Origin of the sequence: Xenorhabdus sp. TS4 (assembly GCF_014467265.1) — a bacterium.
Classification (GTDB): domain Bacteria; phylum Pseudomonadota; class Gammaproteobacteria; order Enterobacterales; family Enterobacteriaceae; genus Xenorhabdus; species Xenorhabdus ehlersii.
This window is the reverse complement of the sequence record NZ_NKHQ01000018.1, coordinates 1-18,570: the sequence shown is the minus strand read 5'-3', so window position 1 is coordinate 18,570 and position 18,570 is coordinate 1. Positions and strand designations below refer to the sequence as shown.

At 45.0% G+C, this 18,570-nt stretch carries 32 protein-coding genes; 10 read left to right on the top strand and 22 right to left on the bottom strand.

Annotated features, from left to right (window positions below):
* Positions 1–49: 49 nt before the first annotated feature.
* From terL to Xets_RS10125, 21 genes are all read right to left on the bottom strand, one after another.
* Positions 50–1,486 (bottom strand): phage terminase large subunit, encoded by a 1,437-nt coding sequence (gene terL / locus Xets_RS10220; protein ID WP_187651572.1) that lies wholly within the window; start codon positions 1,484–1,486, stop codon positions 50–52.
* A gap of 198 nt (positions 1,487–1,684) precedes the next feature.
* A complete protein-coding gene (locus Xets_RS10215) occupies positions 1,685–2,317 on the bottom strand; it encodes a terminase small subunit (RefSeq protein ID WP_187651571.1) in 633 nt (210 codons plus the stop codon).
* Between the two features lie 186 nt (positions 2,318–2,503).
* On the bottom strand, positions 2,504–2,725 hold the full coding sequence (locus tag Xets_RS10210) for a hypothetical protein (protein ID WP_187651570.1): 222 nt from the start codon (positions 2,723–2,725) through the stop codon (positions 2,504–2,506).
* Positions 2,722–3,309, bottom strand: a complete 588-nt coding sequence (locus Xets_RS10205; RefSeq protein ID WP_187651569.1) for a Bro-N domain-containing protein — start codon at positions 3,307–3,309, stop codon at positions 2,722–2,724. Before Xets_RS10205 ends, Xets_RS10210 begins: the two co-directional genes overlap by 4 nt.
* A gap of 602 nt (positions 3,310–3,911) precedes the next feature.
* A complete protein-coding gene (locus tag Xets_RS24650; protein ID WP_255430595.1) occupies positions 3,912–4,034 on the bottom strand; it encodes a hypothetical protein in 123 nt (40 codons plus the stop codon).
* A gap of 28 nt (positions 4,035–4,062) precedes the next feature.
* Positions 4,063–4,455, bottom strand: coding sequence for a hypothetical protein (locus tag Xets_RS10195; RefSeq protein WP_099134121.1), 393 nt, complete (start codon positions 4,453–4,455; stop codon positions 4,063–4,065).
* On the bottom strand, positions 4,452–4,862 hold the full coding sequence (locus Xets_RS10190; protein ID WP_187651567.1) for a structural protein: 411 nt from the start codon (positions 4,860–4,862) through the stop codon (positions 4,452–4,454). Before Xets_RS10190 ends, Xets_RS10195 begins: the two co-directional genes overlap by 4 nt.
* Positions 4,859–5,182 (bottom strand): phage holin, lambda family, encoded by a 324-nt coding sequence (locus tag Xets_RS10185; RefSeq protein ID WP_244208746.1) that lies wholly within the window; start codon positions 5,180–5,182, stop codon positions 4,859–4,861. The genes Xets_RS10190 and Xets_RS10185 overlap by 4 nt, the downstream gene beginning before the upstream one ends.
* A 438-nt stretch (positions 5,183–5,620) precedes the next feature.
* Positions 5,621–6,235 (bottom strand): hypothetical protein, encoded by a 615-nt coding sequence (locus Xets_RS10180; RefSeq protein WP_187651566.1) that lies wholly within the window; start codon positions 6,233–6,235, stop codon positions 5,621–5,623.
* A gap of 193 nt (positions 6,236–6,428) precedes the next feature.
* Positions 6,429–6,788, bottom strand: coding sequence for a RusA family crossover junction endodeoxyribonuclease (locus tag Xets_RS10175; RefSeq protein WP_187651565.1), 360 nt, complete (start codon positions 6,786–6,788; stop codon positions 6,429–6,431).
* 1 nt (position 6,789) lies between these two features.
* Positions 6,790–7,074, bottom strand: a complete 285-nt coding sequence (locus Xets_RS10170) for a DUF1364 domain-containing protein (protein ID WP_187651564.1) — start codon at positions 7,072–7,074, stop codon at positions 6,790–6,792.
* On the bottom strand, positions 7,010–7,594 hold the full coding sequence (locus tag Xets_RS10165) for an HNH endonuclease (protein WP_187651563.1): 585 nt from the start codon (positions 7,592–7,594) through the stop codon (positions 7,010–7,012). The genes Xets_RS10170 and Xets_RS10165 overlap by 65 nt, the downstream gene beginning before the upstream one ends.
* Positions 7,595–7,668: 74 nt before the next feature.
* Complete coding sequence (locus Xets_RS10160) at positions 7,669–8,112, bottom strand: YbcN family protein (protein ID WP_187651562.1); 444 nt, start codon at positions 8,110–8,112, stop codon at positions 7,669–7,671.
* A 221-nt stretch (positions 8,113–8,333) separates the two neighbouring features.
* A complete protein-coding gene (locus Xets_RS10155) occupies positions 8,334–8,585 on the bottom strand; it encodes a hypothetical protein (protein WP_187651561.1) in 252 nt (83 codons plus the stop codon).
* Between the two features lie 41 nt (positions 8,586–8,626).
* A complete protein-coding gene (locus Xets_RS24645; RefSeq protein WP_255430594.1) occupies positions 8,627–8,758 on the bottom strand; it encodes a hypothetical protein in 132 nt (43 codons plus the stop codon).
* The gene (locus Xets_RS10150) at positions 8,755–9,132 is read right to left on the bottom strand and encodes a hypothetical protein (protein ID WP_099133211.1); all 378 of its coding nucleotides are present in this window, start codon (positions 9,130–9,132) and stop codon (positions 8,755–8,757) included. The genes Xets_RS24645 and Xets_RS10150 overlap by 4 nt, the downstream gene beginning before the upstream one ends.
* A 22-nt stretch (positions 9,133–9,154) precedes the next feature.
* The gene (locus tag Xets_RS10145; RefSeq protein WP_187651602.1) at positions 9,155–11,041 is read right to left on the bottom strand and encodes a toprim domain-containing protein; all 1,887 of its coding nucleotides are present in this window, start codon (positions 11,039–11,041) and stop codon (positions 9,155–9,157) included.
* Positions 11,042–11,156: 115 nt separating this feature from the next.
* On the bottom strand, positions 11,157–11,903 hold the full coding sequence (locus Xets_RS10140; RefSeq protein WP_187651560.1) for a hypothetical protein: 747 nt from the start codon (positions 11,901–11,903) through the stop codon (positions 11,157–11,159).
* A complete protein-coding gene (locus Xets_RS10135) occupies positions 11,900–12,058 on the bottom strand; it encodes a hypothetical protein (RefSeq protein ID WP_187651559.1) in 159 nt (52 codons plus the stop codon). Before Xets_RS10135 ends, Xets_RS10140 begins: the two co-directional genes overlap by 4 nt.
* 55 nt (positions 12,059–12,113) lie before the next feature.
* Positions 12,114–12,461: a CII family transcriptional regulator gene (locus Xets_RS10130; RefSeq protein WP_187651558.1), complete on the bottom strand. Its 348-nt coding sequence runs from the start codon at positions 12,459–12,461 to the stop codon at positions 12,114–12,116.
* Positions 12,462–12,601: 140 nt separating this feature from the next.
* The gene (locus Xets_RS10125; RefSeq protein ID WP_187651557.1) at positions 12,602–12,820 is read right to left on the bottom strand and encodes a helix-turn-helix domain-containing protein; all 219 of its coding nucleotides are present in this window, start codon (positions 12,818–12,820) and stop codon (positions 12,602–12,604) included.
* A gap of 104 nt (positions 12,821–12,924) precedes the next feature.
* Here Xets_RS10125 and Xets_RS10120 point away from each other — a divergent pair, with 104 nt between their 5' ends.
* Positions 12,925–13,632, top strand: a complete 708-nt coding sequence (locus tag Xets_RS10120; RefSeq protein WP_187651556.1) for a helix-turn-helix transcriptional regulator — start codon at positions 12,925–12,927, stop codon at positions 13,630–13,632.
* A 48-nt stretch (positions 13,633–13,680) separates the two neighbouring features.
* Here Xets_RS10120 and Xets_RS10115 read toward each other — a convergent pair whose 3' ends face one another.
* Positions 13,681–13,914, bottom strand: a complete 234-nt coding sequence (locus Xets_RS10115) for a hypothetical protein (RefSeq protein ID WP_187651555.1) — start codon at positions 13,912–13,914, stop codon at positions 13,681–13,683.
* 49 nt (positions 13,915–13,963) lie between these two features.
* Between Xets_RS10115 and Xets_RS10110 the strand changes: the two genes are divergently transcribed.
* The 9 genes from Xets_RS10110 to Xets_RS10070 form a co-directional block, all read left to right on the top strand.
* Positions 13,964–14,305 (top strand): hypothetical protein, encoded by a 342-nt coding sequence (locus Xets_RS10110; RefSeq protein ID WP_187651554.1) that lies wholly within the window; start codon positions 13,964–13,966, stop codon positions 14,303–14,305.
* Between the two features lies 1 nt (position 14,306).
* Entirely contained in the window at positions 14,307–14,480 is a 174-nt protein-coding gene (locus Xets_RS10105; protein ID WP_187651553.1) for a hypothetical protein, read from the top strand.
* Between the two features lie 303 nt (positions 14,481–14,783).
* Positions 14,784–15,056, top strand: coding sequence for a hypothetical protein (locus Xets_RS10100; protein ID WP_187651552.1), 273 nt, complete (start codon positions 14,784–14,786; stop codon positions 15,054–15,056).
* 53 nt (positions 15,057–15,109) lie between these two features.
* On the top strand, positions 15,110–15,346 hold the full coding sequence (locus Xets_RS10095) for a hypothetical protein (protein ID WP_187651551.1): 237 nt from the start codon (positions 15,110–15,112) through the stop codon (positions 15,344–15,346).
* Positions 15,327–16,232: an ATP-binding protein gene (locus tag Xets_RS10090; RefSeq protein ID WP_187651550.1), complete on the top strand. Its 906-nt coding sequence runs from the start codon at positions 15,327–15,329 to the stop codon at positions 16,230–16,232. Before Xets_RS10095 ends, Xets_RS10090 begins: the two co-directional genes overlap by 20 nt.
* Positions 16,229–16,852, top strand: a complete 624-nt coding sequence (locus tag Xets_RS10085) for a hypothetical protein (protein WP_187651549.1) — start codon at positions 16,229–16,231, stop codon at positions 16,850–16,852. The genes Xets_RS10090 and Xets_RS10085 overlap by 4 nt, the downstream gene beginning before the upstream one ends.
* The gene (locus Xets_RS10080; RefSeq protein WP_187651548.1) at positions 16,845–17,360 is read left to right on the top strand and encodes a single-stranded DNA-binding protein; all 516 of its coding nucleotides are present in this window, start codon (positions 16,845–16,847) and stop codon (positions 17,358–17,360) included. The genes Xets_RS10085 and Xets_RS10080 overlap by 8 nt, the downstream gene beginning before the upstream one ends.
* Before the next feature lie 139 nt (positions 17,361–17,499).
* Positions 17,500–18,252 (top strand): phage antirepressor KilAC domain-containing protein, encoded by a 753-nt coding sequence (locus Xets_RS10075; RefSeq protein WP_222941557.1) that lies wholly within the window; start codon positions 17,500–17,502, stop codon positions 18,250–18,252.
* Positions 18,253–18,282: 30 nt separating this feature from the next.
* On the top strand, positions 18,283–18,570 hold a 288-nt coding region (locus Xets_RS10070; RefSeq protein ID WP_222941556.1), incomplete at its 3' end, for a zinc-finger-containing protein.

Genomic DNA, 18,570 nt, shown 5'->3' with positions numbered 1-18,570 from the left:
CCCCGCCTCCGCTTTTCTGCTTGACGTTTTTTTCTTGCCATAATGATATTTACCGACGAATGCGCGAATGCATCGCTTGGTTAATGATATCCGGGTTCATACTGATACCCCGCTTCTTCTGGTACAGGTCGCGCAGGGCCTGCGTCATACAATCCACAACGTCATCATGGGCACCAACCGGGAACGTTGTGATTTCATTGACAGCATCAACAACCCACGGAGCAATGTCGGGATGAGGCAAGAGAATATTTCCCGCTTCCCACTCAGCCGTCACCGCGTGAGCACGAGCAACCTTGCTGCCGTCTGGTTCAATCGGTATCAATCCTGATACCGTACTTTTGAGCGAATCAATGACCGCAGGGCCATTAGCTTTATCCTCAACCAGCTTACGGCGACCATCAGGAAAATCATTAGCCATTTTCTTAACCGCTTTTAGTGTTTCGGTAAACGTCATCCGTGCACGTGTTTGATGTAATAAATAAGAATTCGCCCCTTTCTTGCCCCAAACCTGACCAACCACGTAATCCGTGCCTTCACCATCCTTAAACGTCATATCCCAGCTATGGATAACCCGATCGAATTTCTCAGGTAAATCTTTAGGCAGGTAGTATTTCACCCAATCCTCTTTGAAGATTGTGCCGCCGGACGGTTTAGGTGATTGCTGGTACATCGCTGACCAGAAGTAATCACCCAATATCAATTTGGTCTCTAGCAGCTTATCTATCGGATGCAGTTCCGGCACCAACGCTTCACCTTGCTCATTGATTGCAGGGAATGCGAGCACCTTCGCTTTTGAACTGATTTCAATCACGTTGCCGGATAAATCATCGGTCGCCCAGCGCGTGGCCATAATGATCTCGCCGCTGTTTTTCGACAGGCGTGTCTTGAAGGTGGAAACATACCAGTTCCAGATGGCATTTTTGGTTGTTGGGCTTAATGCTTCTTGGGCATTTTTAATCGGGTCATCAATAATGCCTAAGTCAACCTTTTTACCCGTTAATGGTCCGCCAACACCCGCCGCGATATAAGATCCCTTGTTACCCACAATCTCGAAAGCCTCACTGTTACGCTTTGCCATCGTTTCAACGGTAACAACCCGCTTGGGGTTCAAAGAAGATGCCGGGAACAAATGCTGGTATTCCTCACTCATCATAATTCGCTGGACATCACGGTTCATATCAGAGGCCAGATCTTTACCGTATGACAACCCCGCCACCCGTTTATCGGGATGCTTACCAAAGAAGTACGCAGGCAGATAGCGGGATACAATATCTGACTTGCCGTGCTGAGGTGGCGCACCCAATATCAGGATAGGGCGCTGACCTGCCATCATATCAAGCAGAAATTCGTCCAGTGCCGCACAGACCTGACGCGAGAAATCACTGGTAATGTATTCAGGGTTTATGTACTGAATGAATTCATGCAGACTGCGCCGGGCAATCTCTCGCTCGATGGCCTCATCCAGCATTGCATTATCAATATCCATGTCAGCACCCAAAGTGAGAAAAATAAGCCGTTCGCACCAAAATCACCGCGAAATGAATTTCGTGTTTTTGATAACAAATTAGTAACAAATAAAAGCGCCTTATTTGGCGAGAAGATTGTGGGGTTTAACCATTTGGATAGTGAATTTGAGTGAACCCAAAATCGGATATGCGCCTAACCACCATTATGTTAAATAGGGTTATTTTTCCTTATTTTTTCTCAGTTCCAGCAACTGCTCATAACTCAGGTGGCTGAGGTCAATCGGGTTTGGTGTCATCGAACCATCGCTGGAACTTAAATCGACTTTCTTCGCTGATTCCCAACCAAGTAGCTCCGCCAGTTGCTTAATGGCAGATTTCGGATCATGCAGTTTTAACTTGATGCCGTCCTTGCCCGTGGTCAGCTCAGATATAGCACTGAGTGCTGCCGGATTTTGCAGAGCAGAATCTTTGAATTGCCATGAGGCTTGGAATACGGGCTTACCCTCTTCGTCTTCGCCTATCTGACTGTTACGGAATTCAGCGATATCGTGAATAGAGACACGCCCCATTGCAGATAACCGCTCTAAGGCTTCCTGACGGCTCATGACCGCATCAGAAACGGCTTCTTGGTTCATGGCATCAAGAAATGATTTAACGTTAAGATTTGTTAAGATTTCAGAAGACGATGCTCTGGCTGATTCGTCCGTTTTTGCCTTGTAGCCAGCCTGTTTATAGGCATCTATCTGGTTTAGTCCTTTTAGGATGCCTAACACGAATTTCTGCTGTAATTTCGTCAGGGCATCAAAAAGAACCTTTTGCTCATCGGTGAGCGTTGGTTTTTTCTGAGCCATTATTTTTACCTTTAATCAGAACAAATAACTACCTCGGTTTATATAACCCGCTATTCTGGCGAGACCATCAATACCGAAAACCTATATAAAACTCTATCAAACCCCCGAAAGTGGATGCTTTGCAGAATTTTGTATTCAGTTTAATGTTCGTTCTATTTGCTCTGGTACAATTGCGGAGCAATTGCATCAAGCCCTCTTGCTCTTCGGCTTTTCAGTCGAATACTTACTCGCCCATGCCTTGGCGATATTCAGACAGTCGTCAAACAGTTTGCCCTTTCTGCTCGCTGAACCAGAGCAGCGGTAATGGTCTACCGCTCTGTCACTTGCCATCCCTGCTATAGATACAGAAAAGCCGAGCTTGGTTAACTCGGCCTGTACGTTCTTCTCGATAAATTGTTCAGGGTTCATGCGGGTTCTCCCTCGTCGGGGAACTCGTCAAGTCCGGGCAATGTAAGTTGGGATAACTCAAGAATGGCCTTTTCCGCCTTGCGAATCTTCTTAAGGTGACGCTTGCGTAAGTTCATTAAGTCACTGCCTTTGCGACCGAAGTTGTCGAATGACCATTTATTGGCAGCCACCAGGCGATTCTGCATTTCACCAATAGTCAGCTCTTTGAGGCTTTCCATATCCATCAAGGACAAATCTCGTGGCTGACTTTCCTTTTCTATTAAATCCAGCACCCATTTACGCAGTTCCTTTGCTACAGGAGTGTCAGCCAACATCCCTAACAGATAGAGTCCACGCAACGAAAAGATACGAACCCGCGTCTTCAAATTTCTATAAGTAATTGATTCTTTCGAGGTCATTACAACAGTGACCTCGGTCATGGCTGGAGTAAACTCATCGGAATTGGCGTTATACAGGTTGGTGACTGATTTGGTTTTGGCGTAATCCAATAACTGAGCAACTTGTTTACCCGTAAACCAAATCTTCCCATCGCCATTGTCAAAAGGGATTACTTCTTTTTCTTTGAAAGTTAATGCTGTACTCACGATGCTTATCCTTACTTAGGTAATGAACCTTTGCCGCATAGGAAATCAGCCCATCGAGTAGCATCAGTTTTAGCTGATCCCTCAAAGGCTCATTCCTAAATAAAGGCTCGATGTTTAGATTGGCGCTGCGGTGCGCAGTGAAAATAAAAATGCCACCAGCCCGTATGCGTTGGGTACGCGATGGGAACGGGTGGCAGCATGGGTTATCAATATTCCTTTAACCACTCATAGAACGGGTAAAGAAATATTGGTTTTAGTTTCAAGCGTTAATCAATTGTTAAATATTATTCGCTTTTAATTACACTGAAATGGAGTTATTAGGTTTTGTGGTAGTAATGCTGTAAACGATGTAGGTGATCATTATGAAAAAGTATCTTCTTCTTTACCTGTTGGCGGGTTCGGCTCTTTTTGCTTCAACGCAGACCTACGCCGCACTTTGCCAGTATAAGACTGGTAGTGATTGGGCTAACTGTATGACTTCGTGCCTCGTGTTTTTCGATAATTACGATGCTTGTCTATCTTTATAACTTCCGATAGGACGGTAGCATTCCCACCGTCCTCTCACCCACACTGCCCTCTAACCTACTCCTGCCACCCCAGTATCATTTGCTCTGAGGTGGCGGTTTGTTCCTTTCTATTTCCCGCATCGCCTGTTTATCCAGATTGCATTGCTCAATCACCGTCAGTAACTGCTCATTCAGAATGAGGCTGTCACTCCATGTCATTGTGTCCGGTATCACCGGAGGCAAACAGTCAGCGAGCAAATGTGCTGGAATGGGTACCGGTGGCACCGGAACGTATTCGGTTCGTGTGTTGCTGCAACCGGATAACAGCCCCATCAGGCACAGTGCGATTGGCACAATCATGATTGACCACCGCATCTTTGATGGCCGCTTTAGTCTGCTCAGAATCCACGGCTGACCGGTTCCGGCTTTCGCTATTAATGCGTGAGATATCATTGAATATCCTGACAGTCTGAAAGGTATTGGCGGTCATGACTTGTTGATGCTGATACTTCGTGTCCAGCTCGTTATAATCCTTGTCCTTTTGGTGATACTTGCTGTAGTAGAACCACAGCAGGCCACCGAGCAGACAAAACACGGTTATCAGCGTACCGATAATGAACATGCGCAGCCTGAACGTCATAGACGCTCAAACGCTTTTTCAAACGTTGCCTCTGAATACGGCTGCTGATTGCTGTTCTCCATCTTGATAATCCCCTCTGCCAGAGCAAACAGGACTTTCTTATCCTGAGTCGATACCTTCTCATCCGCCGAGATGCCAACCTTTTCAGCCGCAAACTGGATGTAGCTTTCCGTGTCGTTCTCCACGGGAGGCGCATAGCGATTGATGATTTGTCTAATCGTGTGCAATTGGTGTTTGCGCTGATAGTTTCGCAGCAATTTGAACAATGCCCGAATACCATAGATTTCAGATTCGAACCGACAGAACCGAGATTCAATCTTCGGGTCATGGGGCAACTGACCTTGCCACTTGTTCTTTGGGTGGTGATCGATATTGCCGGGGTTGTTATTACGAATGCCTCTGGTCACTGTTTATCCCCCAAACGTTTATTAATGGCACGAACAGCAAACTCGCGTAGCTTCTCAACACCAATAAACCCAATGGCACCCCCGATAGCCGGTGCAAAACTGGCAGGGATGCCGAACATTTCCAGACCACTGGACACACTCCATGACAGCGCACCACACAGCAGTGCCTCGACCCAACGGTTCTTTCGTTCCACGCCGTCATAAATCAGGCGACCGTAGCAAATCAAGGCAGCCAAAACAGAGCCGGATATTTGCGGCCACGAGTTTTTTAGGCCGTTTAATAGGTCGGCCCATAAGTCAGGATTTTCTTTCATCTTCATATTCCACCCCATCTGAACAATGGGCGTCCGTGGGGTGAACGATGGTTACCCCTGTGAGTTGGTTAAAAGTAATGGGTTGATAGTTAAGGTAAGCTGTTAGAGAAATTTACTATAATCTTCATCATTCACCTCACGAGTGAGTTAATAGGAGGTCGTTACCGGAATTCCGGTATCGAATGAATATCAAATAGTTAGGATTGCAGATACGAAAAAGGCCACGCCGGAGCGCAGCCTTGAAATATTCCTCTGAACATCCCGGACTTGCGGGATTTCGAACTACGAAATATCTTTTCGTAGTTGGATTTACGGCGGGTAGAAATGAAAAAGCCCCACTGGATTTAGTGAGGCTTAACTGCTTTTCGGTTTTACTGCCTGAGCATAACACAAAATATACACTTAAATTTCTCAAAATCAAGTTAATTTAGAAAATATTTATATTCAGTGATATGTTTCATGGCTTTCTTTTCTAATCTCTCGCTTGATAGCGTAATACATTTCCTCTTCCAGTAATTCCTCTGACCATGTGGCACGTTTCCTAGCCCATTGAACATCACAACCAGTCAACCGTGACAATTCACGAGCGATCTTTTGCGGGTATTTGCGTTCGCAATATCGTTTAATAGCGATATCCCGAATAGGGTTACCCCGCTTAAATGTCTTATTCAGAACCATTTCAACGAATGCGGCATCATCTGATTCTTTGGCGAGAGCGATGATGTCGCTTAATGATTGCTTGGGGTTTAATATCTCATGAGCCTTCTGGAACAGTTCTTCACCTTGGTAGCCTAGCTTATTCAAATCTCTCACTACCTTGACGATTCGTTCACCTTCGGCATCAGTCCATTCGGTACGGATCATCAATCGACCGATAACACTACAACCTCCCCCAAAATATTCATTCCCTCCGTGTTGCCGACCCCAAATCATCATTAAATACCTAACCCAAACACGCTGGCTTGGTGTTATGGTTTTCCAGCCTTTGCCCCATACTCTGCGCAGGTCTTTCTTGTTGGCTACATAGGCCAGCAATGGGAATGAATCCTTGCCCCTCATCTCACCTCCGGCAATACTGTGTGACGTTTGTCATATCTGGTTGAGTACATGATCAGCATTCTCTTTTTTAAAACCCATCTCTCAATCAACACTTTCATTCGTCCTGCACGTTGCTGAACAACTGCAAAAGCTCTTCCTGTCTCCGTGCATCGATACCTCGCCTCTTCCACTGCCGCGGATAGGTCGGTGAACATCATATCTCCAGCTCCCTGATAATAATCTGCCCCTTTTCACCCCAGATCTTCGTAACTCGACCATCCCAGATGCGAGAGTCATCATCAAAGACGGCATCAAGCAACGCTTTTTCAAGATTGTCTTTATCGGGTTTTTGTTGGTGTGGCTTGCCGTTCATTTCTGAGCGCTTTTTCTTGCTCCAGCTTGGCGGCATGGGTAGTACAAAGGTGATGTGATAATTCGATTCGGGAATGGTGATTTGGTTGAGTCTGACTTCATCCTTGAATGCGTAGTAATTTAATACCGGCTTTCGTTTTCGCCATCTGTCCGCCTGCGTCATCCGTGGCTTGGGGACTGGCGATATATCATAGGCTTTCACGTCAAATCTTACCCTCCGATAGCAATATTGATTGCGTCCTGATTACACCTTCCAAATGAGCCATGTGTGCACAGTCTGTGTCTGTCAGTCTCGTTCTGCGGTCTATCTCATCGTGACAACATGAACACGCCCATGCTCCAAACAGATCGGGCGGTTTCATCCCCATGCCACAAATGCCAGCCATCCGGTAATGAGCCAGTACCACCGTCTCGCTGTTACCGTTACAGATGCCCGGTATCCTGACCTGACATTCTCGACCCCGCGCTTCTTTGCGTAGATTTGCCATTCTCCATTTCCCCATATTTCTCAAACCAGAATACAATTGGCGCAGCATCCAGTTTCAATATACCGAGCCGCTGACCTGTTCTCAGGCATTGCGTTCTGTTAATTGAATTTTGTAATTGTCTGGTGATCATTCGTCTGAATGTTTCGATATCTGTACTGTGTTTATAAATATTGCAGCTACGACAGGCGGGCATCATATTCTCAATGGTGTCGTTCTCTGGTCGCATCATCTCACCCGTTGGAATGAATTTACCGAACCCCCGTTCATCCCTGACGAATTTTGATAATCTCTCCACGGGTTCTGCATGGTCAGCGTGCCAGCCTGTCGCGGGTAATTCGTGTCCACAATATGCACACCGACCGCCGAATTTTTCCCGGATAACCGCTCGCTGCTTTTTGGTTAATTTCAGCGGCGGTTTCTTGGGTTGCTCGGCGTGAGGTTCATGAGGTTGTATTAACTTGTGAGAGTGTTCTATCCACTTATTCATTGCATCCAGCATGTTTAGTTTTGCCTTTGCCACTGCATCCCCCTACATCAACATAAATCCCATCATCAGCATTGCTGCCATCCAAAATCCGATGAATATTAAATATCTCACTGATTTTGCTCCTGTTTGAGTTTCATATACTCTGAGTTTTCGGGTATTGTCACGAGGCAACCGATATCCACAGCCCATTGTTCAACCTGCTCCATGAATCGAAACATTTCGCCTGTGTCCAGTTTGGATGTCTGGCGCAGTGTCCTGACGCGTTCTGGCTCCTGAGTTCTGACATCAATCCGCTCCACAACCTCATAGCCGAGAAATGTATGTTTCATCATCTCTTTAACTTCATCCGGTGAATATTTCGCGCCGTTAGATTTCAGGAAACGACTAATCTCGCCGAACCACATATGAGCGGTCGCGTTCTGAGATGCCGAGCGGGTATTTTTCCACGGTTTGATGATGATTCGGTGAGGCTGGTTTGTGGCCAGAACGTCTTTGAGTTGTTGCCACGCAGCTTGTTTCGTTGATTCATGGAATAGAAAATTACATTCCATAAAAGTCCTTAATTTTCATTATTCCAGTTATTTAATACTTGATCTCTAACGTCGCTTTCACATCTTAACCACTGCACGGGAGTAGTTCTTTTGTTGCACGATTTACATAAGACAAAACTTTTAAACTTTTTTTCTCTTTTAAAATATTTTGACTCTATAAATACAAGCTCATTCGTTCCACAATTACTGCATAATTTCGGATTAGCCATTCATCTAACCTCCTATAATCCCTCGAAAATAGCATCATCTTCTTGCCATTTCAGTAGATCACCCTCAGTACATCGCTGGTAACACGGTGGCTCAACTTTCGATTTGTAACCCGCCCACCAATACCAACCACTGCGGTGCTCTGCTGTGCCGCATTTTTCACAGATGTGAACCCGACACATTGCTGACCATTGGTAATTATGGCCTGCTGAATTGTTCAGTCGTTCAATTGCATTTCTAGCCATCGTCATTTGCCCTCCGGTCATACCCCTCCACCAATTCATCCCATACTGCATAGGCAACTGGTTCACATGATGAAACGGCGACGTAACCTGTATGTCCGCAGCTGCACATTATCTGCATTGACGGTTCCGCCAATTGCCAGACATACAGCCCAGTCCAGCGCCCGGCCTGTCAGTTCACTCGTTTTGATTTTCATTTCTTGAATCTCCTGAGCCAATAAATAATGTGATTATTCACATCGTCGGGTAGACCATTACGATATTTTTCTCTGGTGCTTTTGTGGTAATTCATTTGGATGATGGCGAAAAGCCAGAATGATGTTGGATATAAAACTATCAGCAACAAGAATCCAATTAATTTTGCTATAAATTCAGGCAGCTCCCTGATTTGATAATCCAAAAAATCATCTAATCCATCTCTACTGAACACATATTTTATTGTTCCCAGAAAGGCATTAACCTGAAAGCAGATGACATCACCGAACGTGTAATCATACCCAGCAATTACAGCCCACGCCGGATTATCTAAATAATGCTCTAGCGTCACGGGATATTGTTTGTAATATCTCATCTCAAAAGTCCTTCTTGTGGGGTTAATATTCAGTCACATTCTCACTACGCCAAACTTCGTCATAGTCAGAGTTAGGCATGTTGGCAACATAGTTGTAAGGTGTTGCGCCTTCCATGATGAGAAATTGATGGGACTGTTCTTCAAGGTATAACGGGATCTTGCCTTCCCATCCTTCGCCGTTCCGTTGCTTCTCCAGGCAAAGAATTGATGCTGGTTCTCCCGTGTGACGTTGCTCTTCATCATTGAGTAATTGCCCGGCCTGTAGCTTCTGCAAGGCTCGTTCTCGACGCTTGTTGCGCCAGATGATGAAAAGGTTATCGGTCAAATCAGTAATCGAACCTGAGCCTTTGACGTCCATTTTACCCGTGGGCTTGTCTTCGCTATCGGATTTGCGACTGTGGGTGACGAGAATGACGTGACTATTGGTTTTATTCTTGAAGTCACAGAGCGCATCCAGAAAATCCTTTTGTCCATTGTAATCATCATCAGCAATACCGCACTTCATCAGACTGTCGATAATGAACAGATTTACTCCATAGCGTCGATTGGCATAGCGGAAAATATCCAGCAGCCGATCTGCTTTTGCGGTTCCTGTCAGCCCAAATATCCATAACCGGTCATCGTAAAACTTGAAGGCCGATTCCAGCTCAATTATGGGGGGGCGCTTATTGCAAGCGGCTTGTCGAGTCAAACGCTTGAGAAATACGCCGGGCTTTAACTCGAATGAGGCTACACAAGCTCGTGTATTCTGTCGCATTGCCTCGCACAGCATATGTCCCAATATCTCACTTTTCCCATGACCGTTAACGCCGTTGATAATCGTTAACTCTGATTCGCGGAAACTGAAATTGTGATTCAGTGTTTCCCACGGGCTGCGAAATAGATATTGTTCCTTGCCGTAGAATGCCTGAACCGTGTCCTGATAAAACTCTCTGGCACTGAATAGCTCTTCGGGGTCGAAATAGGCGGCTGTTTCGAGGCAACGAATAACATCGTCATACTCCATGCCAGCCTGTAAACACTCGTTGATATCTTTGTGGGGTAGTTTCACTAACCGACAACGGTGTTCACCGAGGCGTTTTGCAATTTCTTTCGCGGCTTCCTGCCCAACATCGTCATTGTCCAGTGATAACCAGATTTCAGTGAAGCGATCCAGATTGTGATACTCAAACTCAATCCATTGTTGCTTAGCCCCTTTCCCGCCGCCGAATGGTACAGACAGGGCACTTAATCCATACTGGTAATAACTCATGCAGTCGATTTCCCCCTCACAGAGGATCACCGCTCTGGCATCTTTCGGCAACACGTCCCACCCATACAAGCTCGGCTCACAATCCGCCTCAACCGAAATAACCTTTTTCCCATTGGGGCGCTCGGTGCTAATCCGCTTGACCTGCAACAACTCACCGTCCCGTTTGTAGGGAAAGGCGATAGCAGGCAATTCTCGGTTCTCATCGTGTGACCAGACGACAGCATCACACACCTTGTACTCTTCGGTTGTTGCCCGACTGATACCCCGGTTTTCCAGATAGGTGTAACAGTTTTCAGTTTTGCGGATATTCTTTTTCAGTGATTCATTTTTTGGTCGGCTGAATTTCTTCTGACGCTTAGCCTCGAAGTTATGGTCATCGTCGGTAATACCCAGAAATTGCTTAGCTTCTGTCATGGCTTGGTGGAGGCTACAATCTCTCACCTGAACCCACAAATCCAGTAAATCCCCTCCGGTTCCTTCGGCAAAATCTGACCAGACTCTTTTCCCTGCCAGATTCACTTTCAGGCTCTTTCCTGACTCGCCATCCACTGATCCGGCAACCCATTCATGACTCTCTCGCTTGCCGTTCGGCAATAAGTACTTTACCGCTCTTTCAACGTCAGACCACAGGCGATCAGACAATTCAGTGATAGTCATCATGCCTCCTTTAAATTTAATTTCTTGAAGCAATACCGAACAAATCCGGCGCTTAACAAGCCGTAGCTGTATCCACTGATTAGCAATGATTTGATAATGGATTTCATGATTGACCTCAGAGGAATACAAGGCCGTTTTGTGCAATGGTGATTTGTGTCTGGTGTGTCTGCGGATGTTGTTGTTTGCGTTTACGTGCCATTTCGTTCTGGTAATTCAGTTTTGCACTGACCTTAGAAAACCAGTTTTTCGTCCCGTCTTTACTCAGTTCGATGTCGAACCGGTTTAATTCCTGCACCAAATCAATGTCACCAAACAACGCCTGCCACTGATTAAAATCCTTGTGGTTGAGTCGGATTACTTCACCTTCGAATGCATAGCGTGATTTTGCAGCCGCAGGCTGGGTGTTAATCTCTGTTGTAGTCTCTGTTGTAGTCTCTGTATTAGGTTGCGGGTTTCCTGCTGTACTGTTGGCAGGTTTCCCGCAATCCTGTTCGCAGGATTCCTGCTCCCTTGGTTGCAGGATTCCTGCATCCTTGGTTGCGTCTTCAAGTATTTGATACAAAACATCAAAATCCACAGAGAAAAATATTTTTGCTGGAAGGCCTGCTTTCTTTTCTTTCAAAATCCCAAGCTGACGAAGTTTCTTTCTGGCGGTCTCTTGCTCTGTTCTGGAAAGCCCCGTTTCCTCTTCCCATTCGGCCTGTGTTTTATAAAACCACTCGTCACCGTCTGAATGAGTTTTACCACGCTTAGCCCAATAAACAGCCTGAGATAACATCAGGGCGGCAGTGACGCTCTTAGTAATGGTGACAAAGGGTCTGTGAAAGGCAATCGGCCGATCTAATAACTCTCTGATATTCACTTTTGATTACCTTTTTTTTGTAATTTTTTAAACTCTTCGACAAAACGATTGCCAAATGCCCTGTTATTTATAGCGACAACCAGAAGCCCATCGGGGCTGTCCGGATGTACCTTTTTTTCTTCATATTTATTGATTTTTTGACGTTTTTTAGCCATAATTACCTCTGTTAAATGTGTTGTTGAGAGGGACTTGCATACTTCCTCTCCGTCGTTAAATCGATATCTCAAGTTGCATTTCAGAGACCTCAGTTGTTGACGCAACTGGGGTTTTTCTTTTTGGGTATCGGATATACTCAAGTGCTTCTATTAATGCCTTCGCATCCTCCCGATTTATCACTACGTTCGTGTCTGGCGCGTCATATTCAATGGCAACCAAAACGCGAGCCATTTTCGCAATGAAGCTAATGTCATCCAGTTTTTGCGGACGCTGCCAGCGCGTGATTTGTGATTCATGAAAATCAATTATTCTTGCTACGTTCCGTGAACCTGTCAGCGCGATCTTGTTAAGCAATTCACTTTCCTTGTCTCTGAATAATTTGCGGTAACTTGCGTGTTTCATTCGTAAAATGTCCTAAAGTTAAATTTGGTTAATGTTTGTTTAATAAATAAACGATGTGTATCAACTATCTTGAGATAGATGATGGTGAGTTGCTCCAAGAATGCCTAGAGCAGTTCCGGTAATGTTAAAGAGCGGTATAGCTAATTTCCGTGTTCAAATAGATGAGGTAAATCAGGTCTAATTTCGTACGCTTGGATTTTTCCACCCGTAGCAGCAACGATTCTGGGTACATATTCAGGAGATACCCTAGATTTACCATGCAACCATTTATAGACGGCTTGCTGTGTCGTACCGCACGCCAAGCCAAGTGCTTTTTGTGAACCAACTATTTTGATAGCGGTTTTAATTTGCTCATTCATGAAAACCTCCGTTGTCATACACAACCAATAATAAAACCATAGTTGTATTTTTACAACAACTATATTCATTTGAAAATTCACAACTACAGTTGTATGTTTACGTTATGAAAACGACTAATTCACTTTCTGAACGATTGAAGTTGGCTAGAACAATGGCTGGCATGTCTCAAAAAAACCTAGGGAATGCTGTTGGCATCTCTCAAGCTGCCATACAAAAAATTGAGGCGGGCTTATCTCAGACTTCAACCAAGCTGATAGAAATAGCCAAAATACTGAACGTCAGTCCAGATTGGTTATCCACTGGTGATGGCGATATAAATCAATTGTCACAAAATAATGAATCGATAAAACAATTTGCTAGTGAAACATCAACACCCACCTATACAGTAAAGTTGCTAGATATTCAGGCCAGTGCGGGGGTGGGGATTATGGTAAATTCCGAATTCATCGAAACAATTCGCTCTATTGAATACACCGCAGATGAGGCGAGATCATTATTCGGTGGCAGATCCGCTGATTCTATGAAGATGATTACCGTTAACGGAGACTCAATGTCTGGAACATTTGAGCCACGAGATCAAATCTTTGTTGATATCACAAAGAATTATTTTGATGGTGATGGTATCTATATATTTATATTGGAAAATCAGGTATATATCAAACGATTACAACTGCAATATAAGAGACTGGCAATCCTATCTGATAACCCTAAATATGAAACATGGTATTTAGACGAAGAAGCGACCCAAGGCCTCTTTATTCAAGGTAAGGTGCTGATTAGTCAGTCAATAAAATACAAATATTACAGCTAGTCTTAGCCTCACTAACATTACACAGCCCCGAAAGGGGCTTTCTTATTTTTAACCCCCTTCTGCTATCTCTCCCTTCAAACACAAGTGATTTAAATATTTTTTAAAAATAAAATCATTTAAAAAACAACTTAATAGATAAAAAAACAACTGACGCCACCAATTAAATACAACTATAGTTGTTGACATCAAAACAACTATAGTTTTAAATGAATACATCAACGGCAGGGAGCCAAAAGTAAAAGGAAGTTTGCTCTTTAACATTACCGGAACAGATTCAGGCATTCTTGAATCAACCCCACTGAGTAGGTTTTGGGGTGTAGTGGAATAAGGTATGACTACACCACCAAAACTTATTTACGGAGGCGATATGACAACAGTAACCGTTATACGGAGTGACTACGCAGCTCGTCGTTATGAGCGTAGAGCAAGCTTCTTGGCAAAGAAACAACAGGGAACACAAAAACTTCAAAGCCGCTCAGTGGAAGAAATTATCGACTCAATCATCAAACCAGTAGACGAAATTGACGTACTGACGCAACTGATGGTTGGATTGAAGAAAGATATCAAGGACGACAACAACGGCGGATCTTGCTGCATGAGTGAAGTCGCACTCTATTCAACCAAAACCAAGTCCCGCCGTCGTCAGTCAGGCGGGGTTACTGCGAGGGGATGATATGAACAAAGAATTTTGTGTATTAGCTGGGAAATGGGAAGAGTACGAAGGCGAACAAACCGAGAATATCGAAGTCTCCCATTTCTTCTATACACTGGAAGAAGCGGAAAAATATATTGTTGAAAACAAATTAACATCATACCCATTTTGTCGAGTTGAAATTCATTATAATTAATAAACTAACTCCAGCCCATTTCCGAGTGGGCTGTGGTGAGTTAAATAACAGCCTCGCCAATGCGGGGCTTTTTATTACCTGAATACCCCGCGCCTTCATTAGTCTGACCCAGAAATAAACCAACCACAGAAATCATAATCGTTTTCACTAGCGAGGGATTTTTACGTGCGTAACAACATCCACGACGCGATGGCGGTTGTGCCAACAACACCGCAAGCAGTCAGGAACAGGCGCGCATGGAGGCGCTGTATCGCGTTATTCATTGTATCAGTAATCGTATTTATTCCGGTTTAGGAGGTAACAATGTCAATCACTCTCAGTTATACCTACGCGGAAACAACCAGTAGGACGCTGCATGGACGCACTCAGGTAATATTCACAGACCCCGCAGATCTGCAAATTGATATGACATTCTCGGAGTTCGCCAAACGTTCCGATCCAGACCATAGCGAAATAATTTCTCACCTCGTAACTAACTGTGATGAGGTGAGTTTGGTTGAGTCCATTATCAAATCAGGAATGGGGCGTAAAATTGCAGTGGAACTGACCCGGCAATTACATCGGGAGGCAGCATGAGACATTTCGACTACAACCCCTATGGCGCTCAGGATGAGTAATATGAGCGCAGAATGGAAGAGGCAGCCTATCAGGAGGCGGTAGAGGAACAACAAGAAAATGCCGCATTGCGGCTATACAACAAACTCCCAGAGGGAACACGCTCTATTTTCTCGCCACGGATGAATGAATTGTTTGGTGAGATGTTCGATATGGGTGATGAGGTTGATGAAGACATCAACAATCTATTGTACACCCTTTGCTTACGTAAGGTTAAAAGAGGATACAAAAATGGCATTGAAAATCATTAAGTCAACCCAACCTATTGAGGTAAAAAATTTAATTACCTGTATTTACGCCCCGCCCGGACTCGGCAAAACATCAATGGCATTTACTGCGGCCTCTCCACTTCTTCTGGACTTCGATAAAGGCGCTCACCGCTCACAGTTCCGTAAAGACACAGTTCAGGTTAGCGGATGGGGAGAGGTTGAACAAATTGCCGAATCAGACTTAGCTCCCTATCAAACGATAGTCGTTGATACCGCAGGACGCGCATTAGATTGTCTCGCAGCAGAGCTGATCCGCAAGAACCCTAAATTTAAAGGGTATGGCGGTCAGCTATCTTTGCAGGGATTCGGCGCATTGAAAGCTGGATTTTCAGGCTGGTTGAATCTGCTTAAATCCTTTGGTAAAGACATTATTCTGATCGCTCACATGGAGGAGAAGCAAGTCGGTGAAGACTTGGTGGAACGGCTGGATATTCAAGGTGGCTCTAAAGGTGAAATTTATAAAGTCGCTGATGTGATGGGACGCATCCGCATTGAAGGAACCGGCAACAATACAAAGAGAATGCTGGATTTTAACCCCAGTGCATCTGGTTTTGGTAAAAACCCCGCCCAACTACCCGTACAGGAAGTTCCTCATTTCAGTACCAGCCCTGATTATTTTGCGGAGATTATCCAAGCGACTAAGGACGAGTTAAATAAACAGTCAGAAGAAGCCAGACAAGCGCAAGAGGCGCTTGCACTTATCCGCGCTGACATGGAGCTACTGGAGACAGAAAAAGATTTTGCCGATGCGGTAGAACACTTTAAAGATGCACCAATAGAGCATAAGCGCATTCTTAATGAAATTGCCACCCACAAAGGATTCGAGTTCAGAAAAGAAAGTGGGAAATACATCAAGGTGGCAGCATGATCAGATTATCAGCGACCAATATCGAGGCTTATCGCAGATGGTCAGCCAACCCAGATACGGAAGTCAACGAGCTGATTGATTACCTACTAAAAAGAACCGCCCCCACTGAGGCGATGGAAGCAGGCTCAGCTTTTCATAGTGTTCTCGAAAATGCCACTCAGGGTGAATTAACAACCATCGAATCAGGGCGGTTCATGTTTGATTTCACTGAAATGGAGGGTGAACTGGCTTTGCCTGATATCAGAGAGCGAAAACTAAAGATGTTGTCTGTTGTTGAGGGTGAACCCGTGACCTTTGTTGGCGTGGTTGATGCAATGGACAGTGCAACAATTTACGACCATAAGCTCACCGCTCAGTTAAATCCAGAGAGTTACACAGACTCTATGCAATGGCGATGCTATCTGGATTGGTTCGGCATGAATCGCTTTACTTATAACCTGTTCCATAAGTATCAGCCCGCAAGAGAGCCGGGGCTTTATAAGATAAAGGAATTTATGCCTGTCACCTTTTATCGTTATCCAGATATTCATAGTGATGTCATGGAGTCTGCTACTGGTTTGGTTCAGTTTATTAAGCAGTATGTACCGGAATTAATAAAAGGAGGTGTTAATCATGGCTAGTCGCGGCATAAACAAAGTTATTTTAGTGGGTAATTTGGGGCAAGACCCGGAAGTTCGCTATCTGCCTAATGGCGGTGCAGTCGCCAATATCACCCTAGCCACATCGGAAACGTGGCGCGATAAACTGTCAGGCGAGATGAGAGAGAAAACCGAATGGCATCGCGTAGTCATATTCGGCAAATTGGCAGAAGTCGCCGGTGAATATCTGAAAAAAGGCAGTCAGGTTTATATTGAAGGGCAGCTACAAACACGTAAGTGGCAAGACCAACAAGGACAGGATCGCTATTCCACTGAGGTGGTGGTAAATATCGGTGGAACGATGCAGATGCTAGGAGCCAGACAGGAAAGCCAGCAGTCACAACAGCAGCACCCAAGACAGCAACAACAATCTCAGGGATGGGGGAAACCACAACAGCCACAATCAGCACCTCCAATGGATTTTGATGATGACGTGCCATTCGCGCCAATCGGCAAGCAATACCCCAACCATGCTATCTACGTGATTTAACCAAAACAACTCCCCCCAACTTAGGATACCACCATGATCAATGTTGTCAGTTTCTCTGGCGGCAGGACATCGGCGTAGCCTCAGCCCTGTGTAACGTGCAAGGCTTCCATTATCGTTTTTATTAACGAGGTTTTTTTACATGCAAAATTTGATTACTACCGAACTACAAATGACCTCACAAGAAATTGCTGATCTTGTCGATTCTCGTCATGACAGTGTAAAACGAGCTATCGAGAGATTAGCAAAACAGGGAGTTATCCAGCTTCCACCAATGGTGATTTCTGAAAATATCAATGGGTTAGGTTTAAAACAGAAAACCCAGAGTTTTGTTTTCTCAGGCGAACAAGGTAAGCGCGACAGTATCGTTGTCGTGGCTCAATTATCCCCTGAGTTTACCGCCCGCTTGGTTGACCGCTGGCAGGCACTGGAAAATAAACTGTCTCAGCCCCAGATCCCCCAATCTTTACCCGAAGCACTTCGTTTGGCGGCTGACTTGGCAGAACAGAAAGCCGTACTTGAGCACAAGGTGGAAAGCATGGAAAACCTGTTCAAAGAGGGCATGACCGCCACGCAGTTCTGTAAAATGCTTAACGGAGTGAATGTTCAAAAAGTAAACCATTTTCTCCATCTGCATAACTGGCTCTACAACGAAAGCAAATCAGGTAAAAATTTACGCTGGCGGGCAACATCCTACGCACGTGATCGCTACCTGACAGAAAAGCAAAATGAGTTCAATCTGCACGGTGAAGAGGCTTTCATTAAATTTCAACCTGTTCTGCTACAAAAAGGCGCGCAAAAAATTTACCAGCATTATCTGGCAAATGAATTGCCGATGAAAAAGAACTGGGATGGGCTGCATACCCATGACAAATCCGTGAGCGTGGCGGCATAAAAGCCATCGTTTTGATGAACGGGAGATTGCATGTACACCCCATGGAACCCCAATCCTAAAGCAGTACAACGGGTCAATGACCCCTACCCCATCCCAACGCACTGTCGATACTGCAATAGGCACGTCATGATTGCGCACCATTTGAATGTGTTTAATCGAGTACATGATAACCGCTGGCCGTGGTTATACCACTGTTGGACGTGCGGTGCGCGTGTTGGTATTCATCCGGGAACCGATATCCCGATGGGGTCACTGGCAGATAGGCCGACACGAATAGCACGGCTCTCAGCACACCGGCATTTCGATGATGTCGTTAGG